At 67.3% G+C, this 19,165-nt stretch carries 20 protein-coding genes; 10 read left to right on the top strand and 10 right to left on the bottom strand.

Annotated elements, in window-relative coordinates; all coding sequences use genetic code 11:
* The first annotated feature begins 2 nt into the window (after positions 1 to 2).
* The 3 genes from rlmB to DI276_RS08185 all read left to right on the top strand — a co-directional run bounded on the left by rlmB (position 3) and on the right by DI276_RS08185 (position 4,444).
* Positions 3 to 974 (top strand): 23S rRNA (guanosine(2251)-2'-O)-methyltransferase RlmB, encoded by a 972-nt coding sequence (rlmB, locus tag DI276_RS08195; RefSeq protein ID WP_112262657.1) that lies wholly within the window; start codon positions 3 to 5, stop codon positions 972 to 974.
* Positions 975 to 1,542: 568 nt separating this feature from the next.
* A complete protein-coding gene (locus DI276_RS08190; RefSeq protein ID WP_112262656.1) occupies positions 1,543 to 2,766 on the top strand; it encodes an MFS transporter in 1,224 nt (407 codons plus the stop codon).
* A 340-nt stretch (positions 2,767 to 3,106) separates the two neighbouring features.
* Entirely contained in the window at positions 3,107 to 4,444 is a 1,338-nt protein-coding gene (locus tag DI276_RS08185; RefSeq protein ID WP_232836525.1) for a GGDEF domain-containing protein, read from the top strand.
* 152 nt (positions 4,445 to 4,596) lie between these two features.
* Here DI276_RS08185 and DI276_RS08180 read toward each other — a convergent pair whose 3' ends face one another.
* The 5 genes from DI276_RS08180 to DI276_RS08160 form a co-directional block, all read right to left on the bottom strand.
* On the bottom strand, positions 4,597 to 5,412 hold the full coding sequence (locus tag DI276_RS08180; protein ID WP_112262655.1) for a metal ABC transporter permease: 816 nt from the start codon (positions 5,410 to 5,412) through the stop codon (positions 4,597 to 4,599).
* Complete coding sequence (locus DI276_RS08175) at positions 5,409 to 6,200, bottom strand: metal ABC transporter ATP-binding protein (RefSeq protein ID WP_112262654.1); 792 nt, start codon at positions 6,198 to 6,200, stop codon at positions 5,409 to 5,411. Before DI276_RS08175 ends, DI276_RS08180 begins: the two co-directional genes overlap by 4 nt.
* Positions 6,197 to 7,126 carry a metal ABC transporter solute-binding protein, Zn/Mn family gene (locus DI276_RS08170; protein WP_112262653.1) on the bottom strand — a complete coding sequence of 310 codons (930 nt, stop codon included), beginning with the start codon at positions 7,124 to 7,126 and terminating at the stop codon, positions 6,197 to 6,199. The genes DI276_RS08175 and DI276_RS08170 overlap by 4 nt, the downstream gene beginning before the upstream one ends.
* Positions 7,127 to 7,224: 98 nt before the next feature.
* Entirely contained in the window at positions 7,225 to 8,319 is a 1,095-nt protein-coding gene (locus tag DI276_RS08165) for an ABC transporter ATP-binding protein (protein ID WP_112262652.1), read from the bottom strand.
* Between the two features lie 82 nt (positions 8,320 to 8,401).
* A complete protein-coding gene (locus DI276_RS08160; RefSeq protein WP_112262769.1) occupies positions 8,402 to 9,163 on the bottom strand; it encodes an NAD(P)H-binding protein in 762 nt (253 codons plus the stop codon).
* An 85-nt stretch (positions 9,164 to 9,248) separates the two neighbouring features.
* Here DI276_RS08160 and DI276_RS08155 point away from each other — a divergent pair, with 85 nt between their 5' ends.
* Complete coding sequence (locus DI276_RS08155) at positions 9,249 to 9,593, top strand: winged helix-turn-helix transcriptional regulator (RefSeq protein ID WP_112262651.1); 345 nt, start codon at positions 9,249 to 9,251, stop codon at positions 9,591 to 9,593.
* 142 nt (positions 9,594 to 9,735) lie between these two features.
* Entirely contained in the window at positions 9,736 to 10,164 is a 429-nt protein-coding gene (locus tag DI276_RS53240) for a dihydrofolate reductase family protein (protein ID WP_332874628.1), read from the top strand.
* On the opposite strand, the gene DI276_RS08145 is transcribed toward DI276_RS53240, so the two are convergent.
* From DI276_RS08145 to DI276_RS08135, 3 genes are all read right to left on the bottom strand, one after another.
* On the bottom strand, positions 10,107 to 11,003 hold the full coding sequence (locus DI276_RS08145; protein ID WP_112262768.1) for a sugar ABC transporter permease: 897 nt from the start codon (positions 11,001 to 11,003) through the stop codon (positions 10,107 to 10,109). The two genes, DI276_RS53240 and DI276_RS08145, sit on opposite strands and share 58 nt — an antisense overlap.
* A complete protein-coding gene (locus tag DI276_RS08140; protein WP_408610503.1) occupies positions 11,003 to 11,920 on the bottom strand; it encodes a carbohydrate ABC transporter permease in 918 nt (305 codons plus the stop codon). Before DI276_RS08140 ends, DI276_RS08145 begins: the two co-directional genes overlap by 1 nt.
* 64 nt (positions 11,921 to 11,984) lie before the next feature.
* A complete protein-coding gene (locus DI276_RS08135) occupies positions 11,985 to 13,241 on the bottom strand; it encodes an extracellular solute-binding protein (RefSeq protein ID WP_112262650.1) in 1,257 nt (418 codons plus the stop codon).
* Between the two features lie 221 nt (positions 13,242 to 13,462).
* Here DI276_RS08135 and DI276_RS08130 point away from each other — a divergent pair, with 221 nt between their 5' ends.
* Both DI276_RS08130 and DI276_RS08125 read left to right on the top strand, forming a co-directional pair.
* Positions 13,463 to 14,500: a LacI family DNA-binding transcriptional regulator gene (locus DI276_RS08130; protein WP_112262649.1), complete on the top strand. Its 1,038-nt coding sequence runs from the start codon at positions 13,463 to 13,465 to the stop codon at positions 14,498 to 14,500.
* Between the two features lie 124 nt (positions 14,501 to 14,624).
* The gene (locus tag DI276_RS08125) at positions 14,625 to 15,728 is read left to right on the top strand and encodes a LacI family DNA-binding transcriptional regulator (protein WP_112262648.1); all 1,104 of its coding nucleotides are present in this window, start codon (positions 14,625 to 14,627) and stop codon (positions 15,726 to 15,728) included.
* Here the strand turns inward: DI276_RS08125 and DI276_RS49790 are convergent.
* On the bottom strand, positions 15,725 to 16,396 hold the full coding sequence (locus DI276_RS49790; RefSeq protein ID WP_157984581.1) for a hypothetical protein: 672 nt from the start codon (positions 16,394 to 16,396) through the stop codon (positions 15,725 to 15,727). The two genes, DI276_RS08125 and DI276_RS49790, sit on opposite strands and share 4 nt — an antisense overlap.
* Positions 16,397 to 16,549: 153 nt before the next feature.
* On the opposite strand from DI276_RS49790, the gene DI276_RS08110 reads away from it, so the two are divergent.
* From DI276_RS08110 to DI276_RS08100, 3 genes are read left to right on the top strand one after another with little or no spacing between them, the layout of a single operon-like run.
* Positions 16,550 to 17,062, top strand: a complete 513-nt coding sequence (locus DI276_RS08110) for a beta-class carbonic anhydrase (RefSeq protein WP_112262645.1) — start codon at positions 16,550 to 16,552, stop codon at positions 17,060 to 17,062.
* Between the two features lie 23 nt (positions 17,063 to 17,085).
* Positions 17,086 to 17,955: an HhH-GPD family protein gene (locus DI276_RS08105; protein ID WP_112262644.1), complete on the top strand. Its 870-nt coding sequence runs from the start codon at positions 17,086 to 17,088 to the stop codon at positions 17,953 to 17,955.
* Complete coding sequence (locus tag DI276_RS08100; RefSeq protein ID WP_112262643.1) at positions 17,955 to 18,464, top strand: 2'-5' RNA ligase family protein; 510 nt, start codon at positions 17,955 to 17,957, stop codon at positions 18,462 to 18,464. Before DI276_RS08105 ends, DI276_RS08100 begins: the two co-directional genes overlap by 1 nt.
* Here DI276_RS08100 and DI276_RS08095 read toward each other — a convergent pair.
* Positions 18,413 to 19,159, bottom strand: a complete 747-nt coding sequence (locus DI276_RS08095; protein WP_232836523.1) for an alpha/beta fold hydrolase — start codon at positions 19,157 to 19,159, stop codon at positions 18,413 to 18,415. The genes DI276_RS08100 and DI276_RS08095 overlap by 52 nt on opposite strands.
* Between the last annotated feature and the right edge of the window lie 6 nt (positions 19,160 to 19,165).

The raw sequence follows: 19,165 nt of genomic DNA, 5'->3' as shown, positions 1-19,165 counted from the left end.
CCGTGGCTGGCAACTCCAAGCGCAAGGGCGCGATGCGCAATCCGGGCTCGAAGAAGGGCGCGGTCGTCGGCTCCGGCGGGCAGAAGTCCAAGGGGCTGCAGGGCAAGGGTCCGACCCCGAAGGCGTCGGACCGCCCGAACCACCCCGCCTACAAGCGGGCCAAGGTGGTGGCGAAGACCGAGGCCGTCAAGACGCAGCGGCGCCAGAAGACCGAGAAGGCCCAGGCGGAGACCGTCGCGGGCCGCAACCCCGTCGTGGAGTGCCTGCGCGCGGGCACGCCGGCGACGGCGCTGTACGTGGCGCTCGGGATCGACGCGGACGACCGCGTGGCCGAGGCCGTGCGCCTGGCCGCCGACCGGGGCATCTCCGTGCTGGAGGTGGCCCGCGGCGAGCTCGACCGGATCACCGGCGGCGCGATGCACCAGGGCCTCGGGCTGCAAGTTCCCCCGTTCGAGTACGCGTCACCCGATGAGTTGCTCGAGCTCGCTCAGCGTGCCGGTGTGCCGCCGCTGCTGGTGGCCCTCGACGGCGTGACGGACCCGCGCAACCTGGGTGCCGTCGTGCGTTCGGCCGCGGCGTTCGGTGCGCACGGCGTGGTGCTGCCGCAACGGCGCAGTGCGTCGATGACGGCGGTCGCCTGGCGGACCAGCGCGGGCACGGCGGCCAAGCTGCCCATCGCGATGGCCACGAACCTCACCCGCACGCTGCGCGACTGGGCGGAGGCAGGCCTGATGATCGTGGGCCTGGACGCCGACGGCGACGTGGACGTCGACGGTCTGGACCTCGCGACCGGCCCGCTGGTCGTCGTGGTGGGCTCGGAGGGCCGCGGCCTCGGCCGTCTGGTCAAGGAGACCTGCGACCAGACCGTGTCGATCCCGATGGCCACGGGCGTGGAGTCGCTCAACGCGTCCGTTGCCGCGGGTGTCGTGCTGGCCGAGGTGGCACGACGCCGCCGGATCGCGGCCAAGGGCTGAGAACAGCCTGACGTTATCGGCTGGTTCTCGACGCCAAGCGCGTTCATTCGCCGACGTTAGTGATCGTTTCCTGGCTGCGAAACCGGTTTAGGTTTCGCAGCCAGGAAACTGCGATCTCCACAGTTGCCAGAAGTTTGCAGGTGACTGGCATGACAAACGGCGTGGCCTATTCCGCGGCACTCCCGAGCGCGGGTACGTTCTCCTCCGTTGGCTAATTGCCGGCTCTGCAGGCAGGAGTCGGACCACGTTGCACCGGTTGGCCGAGCAGGTGACACCCGTTTGGCACCGGTTGACACAGCCTGTGACCATTTGGGGTCCAATCAGGCGAACCCGAGGTCAACTGTGAAGAAGATCAGCTCTACGTTTCGCTATTGTAACTACTTTAGGTAACTGGCCTGCTCCGTTTAGGTACACACTGTGGTAGGACAGACGTTGAACGGTCAGGCAGCTTCTACCGTGATTGTCGATAGAAATTGATTACCACCGGCGGGGGCGACGTGACTCGGCGTAGAGCGAATCAGGACCTGCTGATTCGTCGCGCCTGTGCCGCGGTGCGCCGAGGACCCGCATGACGACCCGCGGCGCTCTCCGCGACCTCGTCGGTTTGCGCGAGTTCCGCGCCATGTGGATCGGTTCGACCGCTTCGACCGCCGGTGACCAACTCGCGGCAGTGGCATTGTCACTGCTCGTATTCGAACGAACACAATCCGCTGCCTGGACAGCCCTCACCTGGTCGCTGACGCTCTTCCCGCCGCTGATTTCGGGCCCGTTGCTCGGCTGGGTCGCCGACCGCTTCCCGCGACGCACGGTAATGGTGACGACGGCGTGGTCACAGGCCGTGCTGATGGCCGCGATGGCCATTCCGGGCATGCCGCTCTGGGCCATGATCGTGCTGCTCGTGGCGGTGCTGGCGATCTCCTCGCCCTACCTCGCGGCCCAGGAGGCCAGCCTCCCGCACGTCCTGCCGAAGCACCGCTACGACGACGGCGTGGCACTGTTCGGCACGTCCGTCGACATAGCTCAGATGGCCGGCCTCGCCGCCGCAGGCTTCCTCGTCGCCCACACCAACCCGGGCGTGGCACTCGCGATCAACGCCGGCACGTTCGCCCTCCTGGCGATCTTGGTGCAGGTGTCCGTGAAGCACCGTCCCGCCGCGGATCCGCTGGGCCGCAAGAAGAAGGACGACGAACCACGCGGCGTGCTGACGCTGATGGTCTCCGAGCCGCGATTGCGCACCCTGCTGGGCGTCCGCCTGCTCGCGGGCCTCGCGATGGTCCCGGAAGGACTCGCGGTCCCGTTGGCGGCCAGCCTCAACGCCGTGTGGGCGGTGGGCCTGATCCTGGCGATCGAGCCGGCTGCGAACGTCCTGGGCGTGGCACTGCTCTTCCGCCTCGTGCGAGATCCGGCGAAGCGAGAACGGCTGATCGGTCCACTCGCGATCCTGTCGCTGGCACCATTGATCATGTTCGCGTTCAACCCGAACCTGACGTGGACGATCGTTTTGCTGGTGATTGCCGGTATAGGCGGGGCTTATCACACGCCTGCTCGTTCAGCCTGGATGCGGCTGCTACCGGATCAGTACCGAGGAAGGGCTTATGGCATTGGCCGCGCGGCGTTGCGCTCGAGCCAGGGCGGAGGAATGGCGCTGGCCGGTGTCGTCGCCCATTCGATCGGATCGGTCACGGCCACGATCGCGGGAGCGGGCGGTATCGGACTGCTGCTGGCGACCCAAGCCACCATCGCCTGGCGACGCGCTCGCGGTCGCAACGACACGAAGGCGGTGGCAATCTGAAACAGAACAGTCACCAATAGCGATATCCGTACTAGAGGCACCTGATGATCTAGGTGCGTTAGAAGTCGGGTCGCGAAGAGGAAGGCGGCGTCAGAAGTCACGGTTGCACATGGAAGGCACCTCCTCGTTGCAACGAGCAGCAGCGCGGTAGGTCTACGACCTGGTCAGCGGCGGCTTTGCTCATGATGTGCCATGAGCGTAGGGGGTCGTGGTGAAGAACAGTTTGACTGATCGCAGGCGATCGCGGGCACTCGGCTTGACTCCGATTCGCAACTGGGACCTTTGGACCGTTGCGCCTAGTGCGATCGCATACTTTTTCGTGCTCGAAGCGGCCGTAGCCGTGGCCTCCATTTGGCTGCTGACGAGGCTGACCTCAGTCAGCACCTCCGACTGGCTCCGCTTCGGCGCGCTGATCGCCGCGATCACAATTCACCTGACCGTGGTCCGCCGCGCAGAAGAGGCCCGCCGCAACGAAGCCTCCGGCCCGCACATCGACCTGACCTCGGTCTGGACCTTCGCCGCAGCCGTGGCCCTCCCCGGCGGCCTGGCCGTGATCGCAACGATCTGGATGCGCATCCTGATCCAGCCGATCGCCCGCCGCCAGCCCTACCGCTTCGTCTTCGGCACCGCCTCGATGCTCGCCTCCACCCTCCTCTCGTGGGCAGTAGTCCACCTTTCGGGTGTTTCCCTGGCAGCCACCGGCAACGTCCCAACCGACCTCGGCCTCGTCCTCGTACTGGCCATCACCGCAGTCCTCTACTGGTTCATCCAGGTGATGACCGTCGCGGTCGCCTTCAAAATCGTCACCCCGAACTCGAAGGTCCTCGACTTCCTCGGCTCCAAAGTCGACAACATGCTCGAAATGAGCACCCTCGGCGCCGGCGCCATGCTGGGCATGCTCATGACGTCGCACTGGGTAGGCCCGCTCCTGCTGGTCGTGCCGGTGATCCTCGTGAACGCCCTGCTCTCCCGCGCAGGCGAACGCCGAGCCCACCTGGAACGCCTGCTGCGCGAACAAGAACAGCTCCACCAGCGCCTGGCCGCAGACGCCCACACCGACTACCGAACGGGTCTGCTCAACACCAACGGCCTGGCCGAGTACGCAGGCCGCCTGGCCGAGCGCTGCCGAATCGACGGCGAACCGATGACCGTCCTGGTCATCGACCTCGACCACTTCAAGCGCATCAACGACACCTGGGGCCACCCAGCAGGCAACGCCGTCCTGGCCGAAGTGGGCCGAATCCTCCGCGAAAAGCTCCGCCCAGGCGACGTAGCGGGCCGAGACGGCGGCGAGGAATTCGTCGTCGCTTTGAAGGACACCCCGGTGGCCCAAGGCGTGACCATCGCCGAACGCATCCGCGAGGCCATCGGTTCCTTGGCCGTCCCCACGACCGACAAGCACCGCAACGTGGTCACGCTCTACGGCCGCGAAACCAAACCCTCCGAGCCAGAAGGCGAGTCGCTGCAAGCGATCTCGGCCTCAATCGGCGTGGCGGTAATCCCGGACAACGGGCCGGACATGGCCACGGCCCAACACTCCGCAGACGCCGCCCTGTACAAGGCAAAGGAAAACGGCCGCAACCAGGTCCGCGTAGCAGGCCTGGACATCCCGCCGCGCCTGATGCCGGCGCCACGAGCAGACGACATCACCAAGCCGATCACCTCGCGCACAGCCTAAGCAGACTGCCGCAAGGGTCCCCTTGAGCTCAGGCTCCCCCGCGACCCAAGGTACCGAGCGGGCCTGAAACTGCTGGCGATCTTCACGGCGATGGCGCAGCCCGACCTACGGACCCCAAGCGAACCGCCGGAACGGCGGAACCGCCGGACCCCTCAAGCAGCCCGCCGCCGAACAGCCCCAACCCCACGACAAACCAGGTAAATCACAAAGCTCACCGCAGTGACCAGAGCAGAAACCGGCAACCCAGGCTGCAGCGACAACAAAATCCCCCCAACAGCTGCAACCTCGGCAAAAACCACCGACAGCACGGTAGCCCGCAACGGCGAAGCGGTGACGCGCATAGCAGCAGCGGCAGGCGTGATCATCAACGCCAGCACCAGCAACGCCCCAACAACCTGCACAGACAGCGCAGTGGCAACCCCGACCAGCACAGCGAACACGATCGACAGCGTGCGCACCGGAACCCCGCGCGCAATCGCCACATCCGGATCGACAGAAGCGAAGAACAACGGTCGGTAGATGAACGCCAGCACAGCCAGAACGGCCACGGAGGAGACCACCAGCAGCCTCAGGTCGGTCGAGTCGACCCCGACGATCTGACCGGTCAGCAAGCTGAACTTGTTGGCAGCCCGCCCTTTGTAGAGCGCGAGCATCAAAATCCCCATACCGAGCCCGAACGCGAGGATCGCCCCGATGACCGAGTCGCGATCACTCTCCCGCCGAGACAACACCCCGAGCAGCACAGCGGCCAGAATCGACCCGGCGAGTGCGCCGTACCCAACCCCAACCCCGAGCAGCAACGCAGCGGCACCACCGGTGAACGCAAGCTCACTGGTGCCATGCACAGCAAAAGCCATCTTGCGGGTGACGATGAACGGCCCAAGCACCCCAGCGACGAGACCGAGCACAGCAGCCGCGATCAACGCGGTCTGCACGAAGTCGAGCTCGAGCAGATCGAAGATCGTCACGACGCCGCCTCAGCGGTCAGGTGATGCGTCTGCTCCTCGCAGGCCCCAGCGCCCACAACCAAGATCTGGTCACGCACCCGGACAACTTCAACGGGCGTGCGATACAACTCGGACAGCGTGCGGGAGTTCATGACCTCATCCGGCGTGCCGACGCGGAACCGTCCGCCCACCAGGTACAGCACCCGATCCACCAACGGCAGCACCGGATTCAGCTCGTGCGTCACGAACAAAACCGCCGTGTCAGCCTCACGGCGCCGCTTGTCGATCAGCTCGGAAACAATGCGCTGGTTCGCGAGATCCAACGACAGCAACGGTTCGTCGCAGAGCATCACGCGAGGATCGCCGACGAGCGCCTGAGCGACCCGCAGCCGTTGCTGCTCACCACCGGACAGCAGGCCGATCGGCTGGTCGGCGTACCGAGTGGCGCCGACGGACTCGATGGCCGCGTCGACGCGAATCCGGCGCGCACGGCTGTTGCGCAGGCCAAGACCCCAGCGAAAACCGTCGAGACCGAGGCCGACGAGGTCGCGGCCGCGCAGGGTCATGGACTGGTCGAGCGCTCGCTGCTGCGGGATGTAGCCGACGGCGTTGTTGCCGCCGGCGACGGTGACCGAACCGGAAGAGAGCGGCTGCAAACCCAGCAGCACCCTCATCAGGCTGGTCTTGCCCGAACCGTTGGGGCCGAGCACCGCGAGGAACTCACCGGGCTCGACGTCGAGGTCGAGCCCGTCCCACAGCACCCTGTCCCCGTAGGACAGCCGGGCCCCGCGCAGCGAGATCGCGGTCATGCCTTGAGCGCCTGCGAAAGCGCGTCCACCTGCTTGCTCATCCAGTCAAGGTAGCTGGTCACGCCGGCCGGCAGCGTCTCGGTGACCTGGACGACCGGCACGCCGGCCGCCTTGGCCTTCTCCACGACCTGCTTCGTGACCTGGTTCTCGGTCTGGGTGTTCTCCACCAGCACGTTGATCTGCTTGCCCTCGACCAGCTGGTTCATCGACGCGAGCGCGGCGGCCGGGACGTCCGCCTCCTCCTCGATCGCCTTGCTGAACGCCTCGGGCGTGACGTCCTCGGCCTCGGTCTCGTCGAGCAGGTAGTGCGCGATCGGCTCGGTCGCGGCGACCTTCTTGCCCTTGCCGATGCCGTCGACCTTCTTCTCGAGCTCCTCGAGCTTCGCGGTGAAGTCCGCGGTGTTCTTCTCGAACGTCGTCTTCTTGTCCGGCGCGAGGGCACCCAGCTCGTTCGCGGCCGCCTCGGCCACCGCCTGCACGGTGTGGAAGTCGTACCAGACGTGCTCGTTCTCGTCGTGGTCGTGGCCGTCGGCGTCCGGCGCCTCGGACTTGGGGGCCTCGCTGGTGGTGGGCTCGGCGTGGTTGTCGCGCAGCGGGAAGGCCTCGATCTTCTTGGTGGCGTCGCTGGTGATCAGCTTGGCGAAGAAGTTGTCGTAGCCGCCGCCGTTGAACACGACCAGCTTGGCGTCCTTGACCAGCGCGGCGTCCGCGGGCTTGCTCTCGTACGAGTGCGGGTCGGCGGACGGGTCGTCCAGCAGCGCCTTGACCTCGACCGCGTCGCCGCCGACGGCCTTGAGCACGCTGCCCCACACGTTCGTGGAGGCGACGACCTGGATCTTGCCGCTGTCCGCGGACGGCGTGGTCGTGCCGCAGGCGGCGAGGCTCGCGACGGCGAGAGTGCCGACCAGAGCGTTGCGGAGAGTCATCACGCCATCCCTCGATCAGGTAATGGAAACCGTTGTCGAGTTCAGTTTACGACATGAAAAAGCCCCCGACGGTCACGCCGGGGGCTTTCGCGTGTGAATCACGCCTCCAGGCGCTCGCCCGATTCGGGGTGGAACAGGTGGATCTCGGTGGTGTCGCGGACGGCGACCTTGACGTGCTGGCCCAGGGTCGGCGGCGTACGGCCGTCGACGCGGACGACGAAGCGCTGCGACGAGTCGCCGATCTTCACCGCACCGTGCACGAGCGCGTCGGCGCCGAGCTCCTCGACCAGCTCGACCGTCATGTCCATGCCCTCGTCACCGGACGGCACGAGCCCGAGCGCCTCGGGCCGGATGCCGAAGGTGACCTCGTCCAGGCCACCGGCGGCGTCGAGCGCGGCACGGGACAGCGGCACGATGACGCCGTCGAGCTTCGCGCCCTCCGACGTGATCGGCACGGTCTTGAGGTTCATGGCCGGCGAACCGATGAAGCCCGCGACGAACGCGTTGGCCGGGCGGTCGTACAGCGCGCGAGGCGTGTCGCACTGCTGCAGCAGACCGTCCTTGAGCACCGCGACGCGGTGGCCCATCGTCATGGCCTCGACCTGGTCGTGCGTGACGTAGATCGTCGTGGTGCCGAGACGCTGCTGCAGCGCCGCGATGTTCGCACGGGTTTCGACGCGCAGCTTGGCGTCCAGGTTGGACAGCGGCTCGTCCATGAGGAACACGGACGGCTCGCGCACGATGGCGCGACCCATCGCGACACGCTGCCGCTGACCACCGGACAGCGCCTTCGGCTTGCGCTCCAGGTACTTGGTGAGGTCGAGCATCTTGGCGGCCTCTTCGACCTTCGCCTTGATCTCGGCCTTGTTGACGCCGCGCAGCTTGAGCGCGAAGCCCATGTTCTCCGCGACCGTCATGTGCGGGTAGAGCGCGTAGGACTGGAACACCATGGCGATGTCCCGGCCCTTCGGCGGCACGTTGGTGACGTCCTTGCCACCGATCTGGATGGCACCCTCGTCGACGTCCTCGAGGCCCGCGAGCATGCGCAGCGCGGTCGACTTGCCGGAACCGGACGGGCCGACCAGCACCAGGAACTCGCCGTCGGACACGTCGAGCGACAGCTCGTCGACCGCGCGGACCGGCGGGTTGCCGGAGAACACCCGCGACGCCTTGACGTAGGACACCTCAGCCATGTGACGCACCTTTCACCGCTTTGTCTTGGCGCGACGTTAGGCATTGCAAGCGCTTACGGGAACAGACGTAAGCGCTTACGTTTCAGAAGGCGTGCGCGTTCCGGGCAGCCCAGTCGGCGAAACGGGTCGCCGGACGTCCGGTCACCTGCTCCACATGGCCGCTGACCTGCTGCTCCTCCGGCGTGGGCGAACCGAGAACGGTCAGCGTTCCGTCCACAACGGGCGGCGGCATGAACTGCCGCATCTGCGCGCGAGCCTCCTCAACGGACTGCTGGACGAACGGCAATGAGAGCGCTTCCGCCCGTTGCCGCGGAGTCATCGCCTCCGGCCCGGTCAGCACGTACGTCTGCCCCTCGTGGCCGCCCTGCAGCGCCACCGCCGCAACGGCAGCGATGTCCGCCGGATCGACGAACGGCAGCGCCACGTCCGCGAACGGCGCCGCGGCCACCCCACGACCGGCCCACGCGTAGACGTTGGTGAAGAACCCGCTCGGTTGCAGGATCGTCCACTCCAGACTCGACTGCCGCACGGCTTCTTCGAACGACGCCAACCGCGAGTGCGGAATCATCCCCGGCCGCGTGCCGGCACCCTGCGACGACAGCAGCACCACGCGACGGACACCCGCAGCCTTCACGACGTCCAGAACGGCAGCGATGTCCGTGTCCGGCCCGAGCAACTCTCCCGCGAACAAGAGGAAAAGCGCCTCCGCACCCTCCAGCACCGGCTCCAACGTCACCGGCCGGGCGAGATCAACCTGCGGCCGCGACACCCCCACAGCCTTGTCCCCCAACAACTCCATCAACGGGCGTCCCACGTTTCCGGTCGCCCCAGTCACCACGATCACGAGCATCTCCTCGACGATTGATTCGGTATCGCGAGGAAAGCTAACATCGTGAAGTTAGTAGGTACCTAGAGGAAAGTGACTATCCATGGAGCCGGAGCTGGCCTGCCCGATCGCCCCGGTCGTCGACCTGGTCTTCAGCCGGTGGACGACACCGATCCTGTGGACGCTGAACCAGCACGGCCGCCAGCGATTCGTGGAGCTGGAACGGCGGATCGGCACCATCACGCCGAAGGTCCTCACGCAACGGCTGCGGCAGCTCGAGAGAGATGGGCTGATCACCAGGACGTACCACCCGGAAGTTCCGCCACGGGTGGAGTACGAGATCAGCGAGCTGGGGCGCAGTCTCGCGCCGATCTTCCACAACCTCGCCGAGTGGTCGAACCACAACCTGCCGAAGGTCGAGAAGGCCAGGGCGCGCTACGACCGATGAGTTCTCCGAAGCTCACCGGTCGACCTCCAGCGAACACTTGACGCAGGAGGAAGCCGATGAGCGAAGTGCGACTGCACTTCTCGATTTGACGTGCTCCCTGCCGCGAACGGCTGGGATTCCCACGCAGCTGCGCCGCGTTTCGGTGCCGCCCTCGCAGGTGGCACAGCTTCCTGCTTCAGCGACCACAGCCACGCAAGGTGGTCTTACACGGTCTCCACAGGATTGTCCGGCTGACGCCAGCGTTCCCGCCCGCCCGGCGGTACCCAACGCGGGGATCGGCCCCGAAGCGGCGGATGGCAAGGACCTGGAGGTGCTGTCGCCGACCATCGGCCGGCAACTGCTGGAACGGGGACTCGTCGACGAGATCGCCCTGCACATCACACCGGTGATCCTCGGCCACGGCCTCAGGTTCTTCGACAACCCCGGGTGGGCCACCGATCCACCTGCACCGGCTCGACACCGACGACCCCCACTCGGAGGTGGACGTCCGGTATCGGCCGGTGCGGGAGACCGTCAGCCCTTGACCGCGCCCGAGGCGAGGCCCTGCACCAGGAAGCGCTGCACCAGGTAGAACACGATGATCGCGGGGATCGCGACCAGGATCGACGCGGCGGCGAGGTGCCCCCACTCGGTCCGGTTCTGCTGCACGAACACCTGCAGGCCGACCGCCAGCGTCTTCGACTCGTCCGCCGCCGACAGGAAGGCGGACGCGAACGCCACCTCACCCCAGGCGGTCAGGAACGCGTAGAACGACGTGACCGCGAGACCCGGCTTGGCCAGCGGCAGGATCAGCCGCCAGAACACGCCGAACGGCGACAGCCCGTCCACGCGACCGGCCTCGTCGATGTCCGCCGGCACGGTGTCGAAGTAGCCCTTCAACATGTAGGTGCAGAACGGCACCGCGGTGGTGCAGTAGACGAGCACCAGGCCGATCGAGGTTCCGTTGAGCCCCAACGCGATCAGGATGTTGTACAGCGGCACGATCAGCACCGCGAACGGGAACATCTGCACCAGCAGGAACGACATCATCAGGCCGCGCTTGCCGGGGAACCGGAACCGCGACGCCGCATAGCCCGCGGTCGCCGAGATGAAGACGCCGAGCACGGTCGTCATCAACGCGATCAGCACGGAGTTGCCGAACCAGGCCAGGAAGTCGCCCTTCTCACCGGCCAGGATCCGGGTGTAGTTGTCCAAAGAGGACTCGTTGACCAGCTTGGGCGTGGGCTCGACCGCGCGGGCGTCCGGCTTCAGGGACGTCACGAAGACCCAGAAGATCGGGAACACCGAGATGATCGACGCGACGATCAGAGTCGCGTGCAGCGCAACGGAAGCACCAGTGGAACGGTGCGCGCGACGCAGCCGCCGGTCCTGCGCCTGCACCACCTGGAGAGACGAAGCATCGAGCGTCATCACCACACCTCGCCCTGCTTGCGCAGCGCCCGCCGGTAGATCGTGGCGAACACCAACAACACCGAAAGGATCAGCACGCCGTACGTCGACGCGATGGCGTAGTCACGCGACGCGCCGGAGAAGAAGCGCTCGAACGCGTAGGTCACCAGGATCCTGGCGTTCGGGTTCGGGCCCGCCACCAGGTAGATCACCGGGAACATGTTGAACGTCCAGATGATGCCGAGCAGGATCACCGTGGACGACACGGACCGCAGACCGGGCAACGTCACGTGCCGGAAGCGCTGCCACGGCGTGGCACCGTCCATTTCGGCCGCTTCGTAGAGATCGCCCGGAATCGACTGCAGGCCACCGAGAAGTGCCACCATCATGAACGGCACGCCCAGCCACACGTTCACGATGATCACGGACACGAGTGCCCAGTTGTTCTGCCCCAGCCACACCGGGTCCGGCAGTCCGAACGCGCGCAGGGCCTGGTTGATGATCCCGTACTGCGCGTTGAACATGTACTTCCACGCGAACGCGCTGATGAACGCCGGCACGGCCCACGGCAGAATCAGCAGCACCCGGTAGAACGAGCGGCCGCGCACCTGACGGTTGAGCAGCAACGCCAGGCCGAGCCCGACCACGTAGTGCAGGAACACGCAGGCGAACGTCCAGATCAGCGTGCGGACCAGCGTGTCCCAGAACGCGCCGTACGACTCGCCGCCGGACAGGATGTTCAGGTAGTTCTTGAAGCCCACCACGTCGTAGGACGCGGGCCGGTCGAGGACCGGGTTGGCGATGTTGCCCTCGTTGATGTTCGTGAAGGTGAAGAACACGCCCTGGGCGAGCGGGTAGAGCACCAACACCGCGATGACCACCACGACCGGCAGCACCATCGCATACGCGTACCAGTACCGGTCCAGGAACCGACGCACCGAACTCCTCCGAACCTCAGGCGAACAGCCGGGGCTCGTGAAAGCCCCGGCCGTTCAACACCAATCAGCCGATCGAGTACTCGGAAACGACGTTGTCCTTGTAGGTCTTGGCGACCTCGTCGAGCGCCGCCTTGGCCTCCTTCTTGCCGGCGAGCACGTCGGCGTAGGCGATCTTCAGCGGGTCGAACAGCTGACCGCCCTCGGGGATCCAGGCCCGCTCGTGCGCGACCTTGGTGACCGGCTCGAACGCGGCCACGACGGCGTTGGCCTTGACGTCGGCGTTCTGGTAGGCCGACTTGCGGGTCGGCAGGAGGCCGAGGTCCTTGGCGATCGCGGCCTGCGACTCGACCGACGCCATGCACTGGATCAGCTTGATCGACGACTGCTTCGCCTTGGTGCCCTGGCGGATCGTGTAGTCGTGGCCGCCGACCGGCGCGCTGCCCTTGCCCGCGGCGGGGCCGGGCACCGGCGCGATGCCGAGGTTCGACTTGTCGGTGAACGCCGTGCCCTTGAGGTAGTCGGCGACCGACCACGGACCGTTGATCACCATCGCCGCGTCACCGCTGGTGAACGCGGCCTGCATGGTGGTGTACGAGTTGCCCGCGTCGAGCGAGGTGAACGCGGCCTTGGCGTCGAGCAGGCCCTTGGCGGTCTGCAGCGCCTTCACGTTCTTGTCGGAGTTGACCACGATCTTCTTCGCCGAGGCGTCGACCAGGTCACCGCCCTCGCCGTAGATGAACGGCAGCGCGTAGTACGCGTCGTTGTTGAGGAAGAACGACTTCTCGCCACCCAGCTTGGCAGCGGCGGTCTTGAGCTCGTCCCAGGTCTTCGGCGGCTCGACACCCGCGTCGGCGAGCTTCTTCTTGTTGTAGAAGAGCGCGAGCGAGTCGGTCACCTGCGGCACGGCGTAGGTCTTGCCGTCGTACTTCGTGGAGCCGAGCGGTGCCTCCAGGAAGTCGGACGTGTCCTTCGCCAGGTCGGTGTCGGACAGGTCGGCGATGTAGCTCAGCTTGGCGAGCTGCGACACCCACGCGACCTCGGCGCGGAACACGTCCGGACCCTGGCCACCCTGCGCGGCGGTCTTGTAGTTCGCGAGCGCGGTGTCGAACGCCTGCGTCTCGACCTTGACCTTGAAGCCGCCCTTGGTGGCGCAGTCCTCCGCGATCTTCTTGAACACCGGGCTCTCGTTGGGGCCGCTGGTGTCCCAGAAGGTCACTTCGCCCGAGTCGGATCCGCTGTTGCTCGATCCACCGCCACCACAGGCGGTGAGCACGAGGGCGACACCCGTCGCCATGGCGGTCACGAGGGTTGTCCGTCGCATCGTTGCTGCCGTTCCCTCCAGCTGGGGCCTCGCCTCGGAATGAGGAGAGGTCTTGCAAGTTTTTGCGAGAATGTTGCGGGCGATTTCACTACCAGAACCATGGTCAGGTCAAGACGTGCACCGTAACCAAGCCGTAACGGCACCGTCTTGCAAACGCGCGTTGCAAAATTTTTCCGAACGCGGCAGGCTTGCGCCGAACCGAGCGTGACCAGGGAGGCAACGTGTCCGGACTGTCCGAGATCGCCAGGGCAGCCGGGGTGTCCATCTCGACCGTGAGCCGTGTCCTCAACAGGCGCGCAGGTGTGAACGAGGAGACCCGGCAGCGCGTGCTGTCGGTCCTCGCGGAGATGCCGTACACCCCGCGCGGCCTCGGTGCGCTGCAACGCACCGGCGTGATCGGCCTGCTCGTGCCGGAGCTCTCGAACCCGGTCTTCCCCGCGTTCGCCGAAGCACTGGAGACGCGGGCCGCGCGCCTCGGCTACTCGTCGCTGCTGTGCAACACGCGCAGCGGCGCCCCGATGGGTGAGGAGGAGTACGTCCGGATGCTCCTGGCCCGCGGGGTCGAGGGCATGGTGTTCGTGTCACCGGAGATCACCAACGTCGAGGTGCCGCTCGGTCAGGCCCCCCGGCCGAGCTACTACGCGAAGCTCGTCGCGGACGGCGTCCACATGGTCTTCCTGAACGGCGCCACGCCCGCGCTGGACGTGCCCGACGTGACGGTGGACGAGCAGCTCGCGGGCTACATGGCCACCAAGCACCTGATCGACCTGGGCCACGAGCGGATCGGGTTCGTCTCCGGTCCGGCGCGGTCGCTGCCGTCACGCCTGAAGCGCGCCGGGTGGGCGGCTGCCCTCGAGGAGAACCACCTGCCGGCCGGCTCGGAGTACGTCGCGCACGGGCCGTTCAGCGCGGAAGGCGGCGGCGTGGCGATGAGCCAGCTGCTCGACACGGTCAAGCCGACCGCGGTGATCTGCTCGTCCGACCACATGGCGCTCGGTGTCATGCGGGAAGCACACCAACGAGGGATTTCCGTACCGGGAGAGCTCTCGGTCGTCGGGTTTGACGACATCCCGCTCGCCGCCTACTCGTCGCCCGCTTTGACGACCCTCGCGCAGCCGATCGAGGAGATGGCGGCAGCCGCCATCGACGAGCTGGTACTCCGCTTGGATCCGGATCGCCGCAGGCAGGAGAGGGACAACTACACCCGCGTGTTCCGGCCACGTCTGGTCGTGCGGGAGTCGACGGCGCCGCCCAAGTGAGATTCCTAGTGGTCTGGACCATGTTCTGAACAAGGCAGATGGGTCAACCAGGGCGGATGCGTCATTTGAGGGACACAGGTCACCCTCGCTTCACGAATTGGTTCTGAACCGTTACGGTCCTTTCATGGCGCGGTCGATGCATGTGCGACGTCCGGCAACGTTGGCCTCTCTGGCCGCTGAGCTGGGCGTTTCCCGGACAACGGTGTCCAACGCCTACAACCGTCCCGACCAGCTCTCCCCCGAGCTGAGGCGGCGGGTGTTGGACACGGCCCGAAGGCTGGGTTACCCCGGCCCGGATCCTGTGGCGCGCTCGTTGCGCACGCGCAAGGCGGGCGCGGTGGGCCTCTTGCTCACCGAGAACCTCTCGTACGCGTTCCGCGACCCGGCCGCGATCGGCTTCCTGGAGGGCCTCGCGCTGGCGTGCGAGGACGCGGGCACCGGTCTGCTGCTCGTCCCGGCCAATCCCGAACGCGAGGACGTCGCGTCCGTCCACCGCGCCGGCGTCGACGGCTTCGTCGTCTACTCGGTGCCGGACGACGACCCGCACCTCGCCGCGGTGCTGGAGCGTCCGGTCCCCACGGTCGTCTGCGACCAGCCCGACCTCGGCACGGTCGACCGGGTCGGCATCGACGACCGCGGCGCGATGTACGAGCTCGCGAAACACCTGATCTCGTTGGGGCACCGTCGCGTCGGCGTCGTCTGCATGCGCCTCGCGCGCGACCGCAACGACGGCTTCGTGACCGCCGAACGCCAGCACGCCGCGCACTTCCACGTGCAGCGCAACCGCCTGTCCGGCCTGGCCGAGGCGTTCAGCGAGGCCGGCGTCGACTGGTCGCAGGTTCCCGTGGTCGAGCGCTTCGACCACAACATGGCTTCCGGTGCGTCCGGCGCGGCTCAGGTTCTGGACCGCGACCCGCAGGTCACCGCGTTGATCTGCACCTCGGACGTGCTGGCGCTGGGTGCGCTGACCGAGGCCGCCCGGCGCGGCCTGCGGGTGCCGCACGACATCACGGTGACCGGCTTCGACGGCATCCGCCCGGGCGAGGAGGCCGGGCTCACGACGGTCCGCCAGCCGGTGCTGGAGAAGGGCCGGGCGGCGGGCAAGCTGCTGCTCGACGCGAACGAGCGGACCCGGCCGCGGTCGGTCAACCTCGCGACGGAGCTGATCATCGGCAAGACCTCGGCGGCACCGCGCGGTGGCGCGGAAGAGCGCTGGTTCGGTCCTTAGTTCTCAAGTCGGAAGACAACGGGTGAGCTGGCCTTACCGGCCAGCTTCGCCACCAGCAGGTAGTCGCCGGCCCCCAGCCGGGTGTGCGCACCGCACCCCGGCTTCGAGGTGGAGCCCGCCCACTTCGTGCCGAAGTTGAACAGCTCCTTCGGCTGCATGACCCGCACCTCCGACCCGGCCGTGGCCAGGCAGTGGTTGCTCGACCACAGCAGCGTGGCGCCGTCCGCGGTCAGCACGGTGAGCTCGCGGTGCTGGCGGCCGATGTCCTTGATGCACGGCGCCGGCCCGTTGTTGACCACGTCCATCGACAGTTCCGGCTGGTCACCGATGGTGTAGAAGGGCTTGTTCGCCTTCGCCACGACCGCGATCGCGTCGTCCGGGCACGGCTGCGGCGGTCCGGGCGGCGGGGGCGGTGGTGGCGGCGGCGTGGTCTCCGTCGGTGCCGGCGGCGTCGTGGAGGACGACGCGACGGGTGACTCGGAGATGCTCGGCGGCGGGTTCGAGGAGGACGCCGCGGCCGCGTTGGTGGGCAGGGCGGGCTGATCGTCCGAGCCGAAGAGACCGACGATCCAGATCACGAGCACCAGTGCGACCAGCGCGGCAGCGATCGCGGCGAGGCGGCGGCGCCAGTACACAGTGGACGGCAACGGTCCTGTGGGCTCGATCACGGCCCGAAGGTAACCGGACGGGGTGGAATCGAGCGGTAGGCGAGCATCGCTCGATCGGTTGAACGTGACATTGAGCGGAAACCCCTTGTGAACGGCCGCTAACTCCGGTTCCAATCGACGCGCGAGGTCCGCCGGTAGGCCATGGAGGTAGTCATGACCGCGATCGACGAACTGCTCAAGCGGAACTACGAGCTCGGGAACGTGGTTCCCGGAGACCGTTCGTCCGCGAAGCCATCCCTGCAGGTGGCGATCTTGACCTGCATGGACTCGCGCATCCGGGTGTTCGAGATCTTCGGGTTGAAGCAGGGTGAGGCGCACGTCCTGCGCAACGCGGGTGGTGTCGTCACCGACGACATGATCCGGTCGCTGGCGCTGAGCCAGCGCAAGCTGGGCACGCGCGAGGTCCTCCTCGTGCACCACACGAACTGCGGCCTCGAGATGGTGACCGAGGACGACTTCAAGGACGAGCTCGAGGCCGACACCGGCCTGCGCCCGACCTGGGCCGTCGAGGCGTTCAAGGTGGTCGAGCAGAGCGTGCGCGGCTCGATGGCGCGGCTGCGGCGCAGCCCGTTCATCCCGCACACCGACAAGATCCGCGGGTTCGTCTACGACGTGCACACCGGCGAACTGCGCGAGGTCGACGCGGTGGGCACTCAAGCCGCCTGAGCCGTGCGCCAGAATGGCGCACGATGAATCACGAGTTGCTGCTGGGCTGGTGGGACACCGCCGCCCGCGACCTGCCGTGGCGCCGTCCTGAGTGCACCGCCTGGGGCGTGCTGGTCAGCGAGATCATGCTGCAGCAGACGCCGGTGTCGCGCGTGGAACCGATCTGGCACGAGTGGCTGTCGCGCTGGCCCGTACCCAGCGCGATGGCCGCCGCGTCGCAGGGTGAAGTGCTGCGCATGTGGGGCAAGCTCGGCTATCCGCGGCGCGCTCTGCGGTTGCACGAGGCGGCGACGGCCATCGCTCGCGACCACGGCGATGTCGTGCCGTCGGACGTCGAGGTGCTGGAGTCGTTGCCGGGCATCGGCAGCTACACGGCCCGTGCGGTGGCCACGTTCGCCTACGGGCAGAAGTGCGCTGTCGTCGACACGAACGTCCGACGGGTCGTCGCGCGCGCTGTGCACGGTGCGGGCGATGCGGGTCCGCCGTCGACCAAGCGCGATCTCCGTGACGTCGAGGCGATCCTGCCCTCGTCGCAGGAGGACGCCGCGGTGTTCTCGGCGGCGTTGATGGAGCTCGGCGCGTTGATCTGCACGGCCAAGAACCAGAAGTGCGCCGACTGCCCGTTGTACGACGTCTGCGCGTGGCAGCTGGCCGGCCGTCCTGCGTACGCGGGGCCGGAGAAGAAAGTGCAGAAGTTCGCCGGCACCGATCGTCAGGTGCGGGGCAAGCTGCTGGACGTGCTGCGGGGTGCACCCGGCCCGGTGCCCAAGGCGCAGCTCGACCTCGTCTGGAACGACCTCACCCAACGAGAGAAGTGCCTGGTCTCGCTGCTCGACGACGGCTTGGTCGAGCAGACGCGGGACGGCCTGTTCGCGCTACCTGGGGAGCACTGATGCACGCGCTCGTGGCGTTCTTCGACGACGAGGCGGACAAGAAGGTCCGCGAGCTGCAGCAGCGCATCGGCGCGAAGCACGAGTACCCGCCACACCTGACCTACGCCGTCGCGAGCACCATCGGCCCGAAGGTCCGCAAGGAGCTGCGGGAGGACCTGGAACGGCTGTGGATGCCGGACCTCTGGCTGCACATGCTCAGCACGTTCTCGACGGCCGACAACGTGCTGATGCTCGCCGCCGTGGTCGACGCCGAACTGCTGGCCGTGCATTCGGCGATCCACGACGTGCTGGCGGGCCATGTGAAGAACCCCAGCGCTTACTACCTGCCCGGCAACTGGGTGCCGCACTGCACGCTCGTCCAGGGCGTGGACGACGAGGCGATGAAGGCCGCGTTCGCGAAGGTGTTCCCGGTCGAGCCGATCCGCGCGAAGGTCCGCGAGGTCTCGATCGTCGACACTCAGACCGGCGAGATCGACGTGCTCAAGAAGGCCTCCACGGCGCCCCGGTAGACCCACGGCGCGGTGGCGTGCACGACGTGGCCCGCCTCCGGCACGAACAGGTACTGGCCGTTGGACCGGCGCGCGGCCTCGGCCATCTGGTTGCGTTGTTGGCCGCCCTGACCTGCCTCGATGACCAGTGACGGGCACTTCACCTCGTCGATGAAGTCCCAGTACGCCCGCGTGCCCCACTCGGCGGCGATCTCGTAGAGGTCGTCCATCTCGGCGATCAGGTGCCAGCCGTCTTCGCGTTCCTCGAAGTACTCGGCGAACACCGGCGCGCCGAAGTACGAGGTGACGTGCGCGAGCGACTGGAACGGCACCGGCCACGCGTCGAAGAGCCACTTCCACTCGTCGACCGTCTTTCCCCTGTTGTCCGGGGCGAAGTCCTCGACCACAATCGCGCGGACCAGGTCCGGACGGGTCGCCGCGAGACACCACGCGTGCAGCCCGCCCATGGAGTGCCCGATCACCACAGCGGGTCCGAGGCCGAGGTCCTCGATCGCCTTCGCGGCGTCGGCGACGAAGTCCTCGGTGCGAAACGGTCCCCGCTGCGGGTTTCGGCCGTGCCCGCGCTGGTCGATCCCGACGACGCGGCCGAACGGTGTGAGCCACTGCGCGACCGGCCACCAGGCGGTGGCCCTGCTCATCAGGCCGTGCAGGAGCAGCACGCCTTGTCCCGTTCCGCCGAACTCCACCACCGACACAGGGAT

The sequence above is a fragment of the Lentzea terrae genome (assembly GCF_003265345.1).
Taxonomy (GTDB): domain Bacteria; phylum Actinomycetota; class Actinomycetes; order Mycobacteriales; family Pseudonocardiaceae; genus Lentzea; species Lentzea terrae.
Note: the sequence above shows the minus strand (reverse complement) of the source record. Positions and strands in the feature narration are given on the sequence as shown.